This is a genomic window from Bacteroides sp. AR20 (assembly GCF_964250605.1).
Taxonomy (GTDB): domain Bacteria; phylum Bacteroidota; class Bacteroidia; order Bacteroidales; family Bacteroidaceae; genus Bacteroides; species Bacteroides uniformis.
Genome location: NZ_CAXUGK010000028.1, coordinates 51764 through 60116, shown reverse-complemented (window position 1 = coordinate 60116; position 8353 = coordinate 51764). Strand labels below are relative to the sequence as shown.

Here is an 8353-nt window from a genome sequence, read left to right as displayed (position 1 = left end):
AATCGGAACTGAACCGTCATGCAGTAGTGCAAGGAAAAAAGATGTAGAAAGGAATAGACACTCGTTTCCACTCACAAAGATAGTCGCGGTCTTGCTTTTCATAGAGGAAATATAACGATTTACATCATAAATGGTTCCCGCTAGTCCTTTATTATCTTTCCCTGACGCAATATTATTCGGTCAGCGGTTTCGCTTCAAGAATAAACGGTTAGTAATTGTTTGCGGCAATTCATTCTCATAGTGGGTTACCATAATCATCGTTTTATCCCGACGATGGCAGAATGCCTCTATTATCTTCTTGACCCGACGGCGGTTGTATGTATCGAGTCCATGAAGCGGTTCATCCAATATCAGCAGTTCCGGGTCCTTGACAAAAGCACGAGCCAATAATGCCAGACGCTGTTCTCCACTGGAGAGTTGCAGAAAAGGCTTGTCTTTCAAGGCTGCAATACCGAAAATATCCATCCACCACTCGCATACCGACATCTGTTCGGCATGAGGACGTTTATACAATCCGATGCTGTCGTGCAGACCGGAAGCGACAATCTCTATGGCAGGCAGATTCTTCAGATAAGCACGATGCATTTCCGGACTGACATAACCGATGTGTTTCTTGATTTCCCAAATACTCTCCCCCGTTCCGCGCTTCCGTCCGAAAAGACTGATATCGCAGGCGTATGACTGCGGATTATCCGCACAAACCAAACTAAGCAAGGTAGACTTGCCAGCACCGTTCTCGCCACTCAGCGCCCACTTCTCACCACGCATCACTGTCCAATCCAGCTCCTTCAGAATGGTACGGTCATCGTAACGGATGCTAACCCCGTTCAATTTCACCACTTCGTCCGAAGTGAAATTCGCATGTTCGTAGGGCAAATCGAGAATACGCCGCTGCAATTCCTCCAACGCTCCGGCCTCTTCCTGAATACGCATCTGATTGCCCGCACAGAATGCCTGCACATACTCCTCACGTTCCATCTTTTCGCCCACCTTCATCTCCTCTACCGGCACAACGTGTGTAACAAATGAAGGTATGTCATCCAACATGGAAAGCACAAGGACAATCTGCAACTCGCCCAGCCGGGTAAGCCGATCCAGCAAATTAAAAAGCAGTTCACGGGTAGGCGCATCCAGCCCTATGAAAGGATTGTCCATGATAAGAATTCGGGGAACAGTCAGTAAAGCTTTAGTCAACTGAAACTTGCGCAGCTCCCCACTGCTGAGAAGAATGATTTTCTTGTCAAGCATCGGCTCTATGCTGAAAAGTTCAAATAGCTGCCGTCTCAAGGCATCGTCTTTTACCTCTCCCAGCACTTCGCGTACTAGCGGAGCATCCTCTTGGTCGTGGGCATTCCAACGCTGTTGATAGTAATAATTGGCATCGGCAGAACCGTAAGTATCACGGAAGGCAATGTATTTGATATTGTCATAGGCAGTTTTCGTGAGGGAGGGAGAGAAATCATAGGTAAGCTCACCATCACGCAAAGGATACTTTCCCGTCAGCATATCCACCAGGAGGCTCTTTCCGGCTCCGTTCGGTCCTACAATGGCAATGTGTTCTCCTGCCAGGAAATCAAGAGTGACAGGCTCTGTCAAACGAACAAGCGGGTTGCGTACTACGCCCCCCGCTATGTGTATTGTATGTTGCTGCATCATCCAATCATCATTTATACATAATCAGTGCCGATTGGGCCGGAACAACAACTTCGGGGCCGTACAGTGTGCCCAAACCTTGTTCATTGATAAAGCCATCCTTGCAGACCACTGTATATTTACCTTCGGGTACGGTAAGTTTGGCAGGCTCCTTACGGGCATTCAAGACTACTATAATATCTCCCCATGCATCACCGTTGGCATTTTCTTTCAGACGGTAAACCACCACATTGCTGCCGTCAACCGGTAGAAATTCCAAATGCTTACGCACCAAATCCGCATCACCCATACGGAAAGCCGGATGCTTCTTACGAAGCTGTATCAAACCTTTATAATAAGCAAATACATCTGCATGCTCCGCCTTTCGTCTCCAATCAATCGCATTGATGGAATCGGGACTCTCAAAACTATTGTGTACTCCCTTCTTGTCACGCATCACTTCCTCACCGGCATAAATAAACGGTACACCTTGGGAAGTGAATACGGCTGTTTGCGCCAGTTTGTCAAGCTTTGCCAATTCTACGGGAGTAATACCCGGGATACTTGCTTTCAGCCTATCCACCAAGCACATATCATCATGGCAGGAAACATAGCTGATCATCTGTGTAGGTTGTTCCGCCCACGGAGCCTTACTATAATTCACAGAGTCATTATTTACTTGCGGATGCCTGATGGCTCCTACAATACCAAACTTTATGCTCTCCTCTCCTCCCGGCAATCCGGCAAGGAAAGCACCTTGATGATTGTCATTGAACGGACCGCGCAAAGCATCACGCATTTCGTCAGAGAAAGCAGCAACACCCGGCATCTTATAAGTATTGGCTTTCATTGCCAGAGAATCTTCCGCCATCTGTGGAGCCGATGCCGCCCATCCTTCACCATATATAAATATAGTCGGATCTACAGACGTTGCCGCCTTACGGATTTCGTTCATTGTCTCGATGTCATGGATACCCATCAAGTCAAAACGGAATCCGTCAATGTGATATTCATTAATCCAATGTAATACAGACTCTATCATGTATTTACGCATCATCGGACGGTTGCTGGCAGTTTCATTGCCACAAGCCGAACCGTCTGCATACGTTCCGTCCGGTCGCTGACGGTAAAAGTATCCCGGCACTGTACGTTCAAAATTACTGTCGGATGTATTGAAAGTATGGTTATACACCACATCCAGAACAACACGGATACCTGCTTTGTGCAGAGCCTGCACCATCTGCTTGAATTCCCGGATACGAACATCCGGTTTGTAGGGGTCGGTAGAATAAGAGCCGTCAGGCACATTGTAGTTCTGCGGATCATATCCCCAATTATACTTGTTCTCGTCCAGCCTTGTCTCATCAACGGAGGCATAGTCATAAGACGGAAGAAGATGTACATGTGTCACTCCCAATTCTTTCAGATGGTCAATGCCGGTTGCCAGCTTGTCGGGACTTACCGTTCCTTGTTCTGTCAATGCCAGGAACTTTCCTTTATGCTCAATACCCGACGACGGGTCGATGGACATATCACGATGGTGCATTTCATAAAGAATCACATCGGCAGGAGAGGCCAATGCCGGACGTTTATCATCTGCCCATCCTTCGGGGTCCGTGGATTTCATGTCGATGATGGCGGCACGCTTTCCATTCACCCCTACAGCTTTGGCATTGATACCCGGAGTGTCCCCCAACCACTTATCATTGATTTTCACATTGAATGTGTAGAATTTACCTATCAAGTCCTTTTCAACTTTAGTTTTCCAAGTTCCTTCTTCAGAGGATTCCATTGAAATAGTTTCATAGGCATGCCCTCCGTCTCCTGCTTCGAACAACATCAGGCGAACTTCATCCGCCGTAGGTGCCCACAATGTGAATTGCGTGGCAGCAGGTGTATATTCCATCTCTGTCAGACTACCCGAACGGACAGGGTAAAGTTCGTACGAAGCATACTCCGTCTTCGCGGGAGTGCAGCTTACAACCGTCGTTGCAGCCACTCCAATGATAGCAAGTTCATTCAATTTCATGATATTATTTTTAGATTCTACATTTCAATTCTTATCACTTCTTCACCTTATCCGGATTTTTGGCAATAAAGTCTTTCCAGCCATGATAGCCTTTCTCCACCGTGGGACGCCCCATCTGCAGAAAGTGACAATAGGCAGCAGCAAGCCCGTCCGTTGCATCCATAAAAGTAGGCATATCCTCTTTAGGAAAATGCAGCATACGCTGCAACATGTCCGCCACCTGTTCCTTGGATGCCTGTCCGTTTCCGGTGATGGCCATCTTTATTTTTAAAGGAGCATATTCCGTAATGGGAATATCCCTGCTCAAAGCAGCTGCCATTGCTACGCCTTGCGCACGCCCCAACTTCAACATGGACTGTACATTCTTTCCGAAGAAAGGGGCCTCAATAGCGAGCTCGTCAGGCAAATAACTCTCTATGATACTCAGTACCCGTTCATGAATATGACGTAACTTCAGATAGTGGTCTCCAAATTTGCGGAGGTCGATAATTCCCATGGCTATCATTTCCGGCTTGACACCTGCCACACGCAATACTCCATACCCCATAATGGTGGTACCAGGGTCTATACCCAATATTATTTTCTCTTTGACCGGTTGTATCACACTATTACCTCCATCAATGTAGGAAAGCCAATCACTTTATCTTTAAAGATATTCAGTAATTCCTCGTTCAGTTTCACTCCTTGCTCTTGATACCAACGATGCAGTTTGGCAGAGTTTTCTACCTCAAACTGAACAGAATAGCAGATGCTTCCTTCTTCAATATGACTCAAGATACGGGCTATACGTGGAGCATACAATGTTCCGTTCTTTTCTACCTCGGGAAGATAGTGTTCCTGCATCCATATCAGGAAGTTTTTGTCTTCTCCTTCCTCTACATGATAAGTGGTATTATATATCAGCATAACTTATTTTTTCAAATTCTTTCGCAAACATAGCAATTATTTCAGAATAATGCATTATATTTGCACCATCAAAAACGAAAGCAAGCCTGCAAACGTTGGCAACGGGGCGTTAGCTCATCTGGCTAGAGCGCGACACTGGCAGTGTCGAGGTGATGAGTTCGAGTCTCATACGCTCCACGAAAATTAAAACGGTTAGATTAGTCTAATCGTTTTTTTTGTACGCATTAACGAGCTATAAATTTACATATAGTCCATTTTCATTCGACAACTCATGAAAGAAGCTTTTACACGCAAGTCATTACTTATTTTAGGACGTGGCATAGGGCAAGTCATGTTCCAAAACAATGCATTGTCCGGATTATTGATGTTGATTGGAATCTTTTTGAATTCATGGCAAATGGGCCTATTGGCTGTAAGTGGCAACATAATAAGTACGTTGACAGCCCGTATCTCAGGATATGACTGTGATGATATAAAAAATGGATTATATGGTTTTAACGGTACACTGGTAGGAATAGCCGTAGGGGTCTTTATGCTTCTGACTGTAAGTTCCTTGATGCTGATGGCTATTGCCTCGTGTGCATCTACCTACATTGCACGGTTTTTCAACATGCAACGCGTGTTGCCCGGATTCACTACCCCTTTTATCCTTTCTGTATGGATGCTGCTGGGATTGTGCAGTTGGCTGATGCCTGACATGCTACTCGTCTCTGATACAGAAACACCCGCTTCTTCCTCCATAAATTACTTACAATGTTTCAGTATGGGCATAGGCCAGGTGATGTTTCAAGGAAACATGATGACCGGACTATTTTTCCTTGCAGGCATTCTCGTGAATTCCCGGAATGCAGCAGTATATACCATATTGGGAGCACTTCTCCCCCTCCTCCTAGCCACATTATTGGGAGTGGATTCCGAAGCTTTGAATATGGGTCTGATGGGATATAATGGCGTATTGTGTGCCCTTGCTTTAGGAGGTAAAAGCTGGATGAGCTGTATATGGGCTGCATGTTCCGTTTTACTCTCTGTTGTATTGCAAATTGTGGGAATGAATTGGGGAATTATTACATTGACCGCACCTTTCGTTCTCTCCGTATGGCTGACAATGGGAATAAAAAATCTCTATCTCTTTTTCAAATTAGGCAGAAAGCAAGCCACCAACCCCAGTAAAGGCATAAAGGCACATACATTATAAACAGCCTCTATACCATACTTATCTGCCATACCTCCCAATACAGTCGAAGCGATACCGGCAATTCCAAAAGCGAAACCAAAAAACAACCCGGAAATCAAACCCAGCTTATTGGGTAGCAATTCCTGGGCGTACAGCAATATGGCAGGAAAAGCGGAAGAAAGCATCAGACCGACACAGAAGCTCAGCACTACTGTCCATGCAAGCCCTACGTGAGGCATCATCATACTAAATGGAGCCGTTCCAAGAATGGAAGCCCAGATGACATATTTACGTCCTACCCTGTCACCTACGGGACCTCCCACCAATGTTCCGATGGCAGTGGCTACCAGGAAGACAAACAAGAAAAGCTGTGAAGCCTGAACAGTAACACCAAATTTATGGATCAGATAGAATGTATAGTAACTCGTCAAACTTGCCATATAGATATATTTGGAGAAGATAAGTATCAGCAGAATACTTATGGCAAACACCGTCATCTTTGAGGAAAGAGGGCGTTCTATCTTTCCTGCCACAAGCATCGGGCGTTTCTTGATGTGGTTCAAGTAGGAACGGAACCAACGACATATAGGAATCATCACCACGATGGCAATCAAGGCAAAAACCATGAACAAGGCAATGTGATGCCTCCCGTAAGGAGCTACCAGCAAAGCCACCAGTAACGGTCCAAGCGAGCCACCCAAATTCCCGCCCACCTGAAATAGAGACTGCGCCAGTCCGCGTTTTCCGCCGGAAGCCAGAAAAGTAATACGTGACGCCTCCGGATGGAGTACAGACGAACCGATACCCACAATGAATACCGAAGCCAGCAACCAATACAGATTAGTAGCAAAAGCCAGATTCATGATACCGACCAAAGTAAAGCCCATACCTATCGGCAATGACCAGGCAATGGGGCGCTTATCAAAGAACAATCCCATTAGAGGCTGAAACACGGACGCCGACATCTGATACACCAACGTAATCAGACCAATCTGGGCAAAACTCAAGGATAAATCCTCCTTGAACAAAGGGTATACTGCCGAAATAACCGATTGCAGCATATCGTTCAAACAATGCGAAATACTCAATGCTATAAGAATAGGAAAAGCAATTCTACGGATAGGAGGTCTCTGATTCTGTATCATCTTATACTGTCTATTACAAAAAACGGTGCAAAGGTACGTAAAAAATACATATCCAATCCACATAAAGACAAAACTCCCCGATTCTCGTCAATACAGAATCGGGGAGTTTTATCTTTATCAGTTCAGCAATCCCGGATTGGCTTCTATGGCTTCTTTCGGAATGGCCAATGTATAGCGGGCATCATTCTCTTCGAGTACATAACGCGTACCATCAAGCACTTTCTCCAAACGCGGACGGGTGGAACGACGAAGGTCAAACCAGCGATGTCCTTCAAAAGCAAGTTCACGGGCACGTTCATCTAATATTTCCTGTACCAACGCTTCCTTATCCATGGCATTGACAACAACGGATTTCGCTTCGTAGGCCTCCGGTGCATAACGTTTCCGCATCAGTTCCAGCAGGCGAGTACGTGCTTGAGACAGTTCTCCAAGTCGGGCAGCAGCCTCAGCAGCCGTCAGATATATTTCACCCACACGGAAAGTACACAAGTAGTTATTGCTTCCCGCCTTCTTATTCTTCCGGAAACCTTTTTCATCCGTTTCAGCAAAATATTTGTCCAGCCGAAGGTCGTTCTCAGCATAAAGGGAGAGAAAAACCGGAGTAGCCAGAGCAGCCCCATTGATTGTACTGCTCAGGGGTGTCTCCAGTGGAGTAATATTTTCCACGGAATTATAACTGTTAGGAAGAGTTGCAGCGGCATCATTCAAATCTACCAATACAGACTTCACGGCAAGCACTGCCTCAGCAGCATCCCAAGCCGCCTGCCACTCGCCCTTATAAAGGGATACGCGTGATTGAAACGCCTCTACCGAAGCCGCATTGAAACGATATGAATATCTCTGTTCCCATTCTGCCTTCATGACCAGTTTGCGTGCCTCGTCAATATCTGCTTGGATGGAAGTATAAACTTCTTCCACCGTATTGCGTTTCAGGACTTTCTCTAAATCCGTATCCAATTTCAGCGGTACCGATTTGGTATCCAAGGCTCCCTCCTTAGTATAGGGCTGTCCATAAAGATTTACCAATAAGAAATGTACATAAGCACGGAGCATATACGCTTCTCCTACAAGCTGATTTATCTCTTCCTCAGTGCCTTCCTTAATATCACTTCTGCTCTCAATAACGTGATTGGCAATAAAAAGCACATTGTAATACTTGGCCCATTCAAACGATGAGGTATAGGCATTGGGAGCAAGGTCGTTCCAGCGCTCTATATCCATATAATAATTTTGGTCATATTCATTATCCCGAACCTGCATCTCGTCGGAACGGAAACAAGCCATTCCCCGGTCACTGAATTTACTCACGTCCTTATAAGAACGGGCAAGCAACGCTCTATACTCAGCCAAAGAATTGGGAATGACACTACCGGTAGGCTGTATATCCAGATAGTTGTCGCATGCCGCAAGCAGAAGCATGCAGGCCATTATCATCAGACTTATTGTTTTCTTCATTTTCTTTCTGCT

General features: G+C 45.7%; 7 protein-coding genes and 1 tRNA gene. 2 read left to right on the top strand and 6 right to left on the bottom strand.

Annotated elements, in window-relative coordinates; all coding sequences use genetic code 11:
- Positions 1-180: 180 nt before the first annotated feature.
- Genes ACESTD_RS14255 through ACESTD_RS14240 form a run of 4 tightly spaced genes read right to left on the bottom strand, consistent with a single transcriptional unit; the run spans position 181 to position 4567 of the window.
- Positions 181-1653: an ATP-binding cassette domain-containing protein gene (locus ACESTD_RS14255; RefSeq protein ID WP_034523364.1), complete on the bottom strand. Its 1473-nt coding sequence runs from the start codon at positions 1651-1653 to the stop codon at positions 181-183.
- Between the two features lie 10 nt (positions 1654-1663).
- Positions 1664-3661, bottom strand: a complete 1998-nt coding sequence (pulA, locus tag ACESTD_RS14250; RefSeq protein WP_005835788.1) for a type I pullulanase — start codon at positions 3659-3661, stop codon at positions 1664-1666.
- A gap of 34 nt (positions 3662-3695) precedes the next feature.
- Positions 3696-4265 carry a crossover junction endodeoxyribonuclease RuvC gene (gene ruvC / locus ACESTD_RS14245; protein ID WP_005826381.1) on the bottom strand — a complete coding sequence of 190 codons (570 nt, stop codon included), beginning with the start codon at positions 4263-4265 and terminating at the stop codon, positions 3696-3698.
- Entirely contained in the window at positions 4262-4567 is a 306-nt protein-coding gene (locus ACESTD_RS14240; protein WP_022401655.1) for a DUF4286 family protein, read from the bottom strand. Before ACESTD_RS14240 ends, ruvC begins: the two co-directional genes overlap by 4 nt.
- A gap of 103 nt (positions 4568-4670) precedes the next feature.
- Here ACESTD_RS14240 and ACESTD_RS14235 point away from each other — a divergent pair.
- Together ACESTD_RS14235 and ACESTD_RS14230 are read left to right on the top strand one after the other, a co-directional pair.
- Positions 4671-4744, top strand: a tRNA-Ala gene (locus tag ACESTD_RS14235).
- 94 nt (positions 4745-4838) lie between these two features.
- On the top strand, positions 4839-5762 hold the full coding sequence (locus tag ACESTD_RS14230) for an urea transporter (RefSeq protein ID WP_022401656.1): 924 nt from the start codon (positions 4839-4841) through the stop codon (positions 5760-5762).
- On the opposite strand, the gene ACESTD_RS14225 is transcribed toward ACESTD_RS14230, so the two are convergent.
- Both ACESTD_RS14225 and ACESTD_RS14220 read right to left on the bottom strand, forming a co-directional pair.
- A complete protein-coding gene (locus tag ACESTD_RS14225) occupies positions 5690-6886 on the bottom strand; it encodes an MFS transporter (protein WP_022401657.1) in 1197 nt (398 codons plus the stop codon). The genes ACESTD_RS14230 and ACESTD_RS14225 overlap by 73 nt on opposite strands.
- A 117-nt stretch (positions 6887-7003) precedes the next feature.
- Complete coding sequence (locus ACESTD_RS14220) at positions 7004-8341, bottom strand: RagB/SusD family nutrient uptake outer membrane protein (RefSeq protein WP_005826376.1); 1338 nt, start codon at positions 8339-8341, stop codon at positions 7004-7006.
- Positions 8342-8353: the final 12 nt, after the last annotated feature.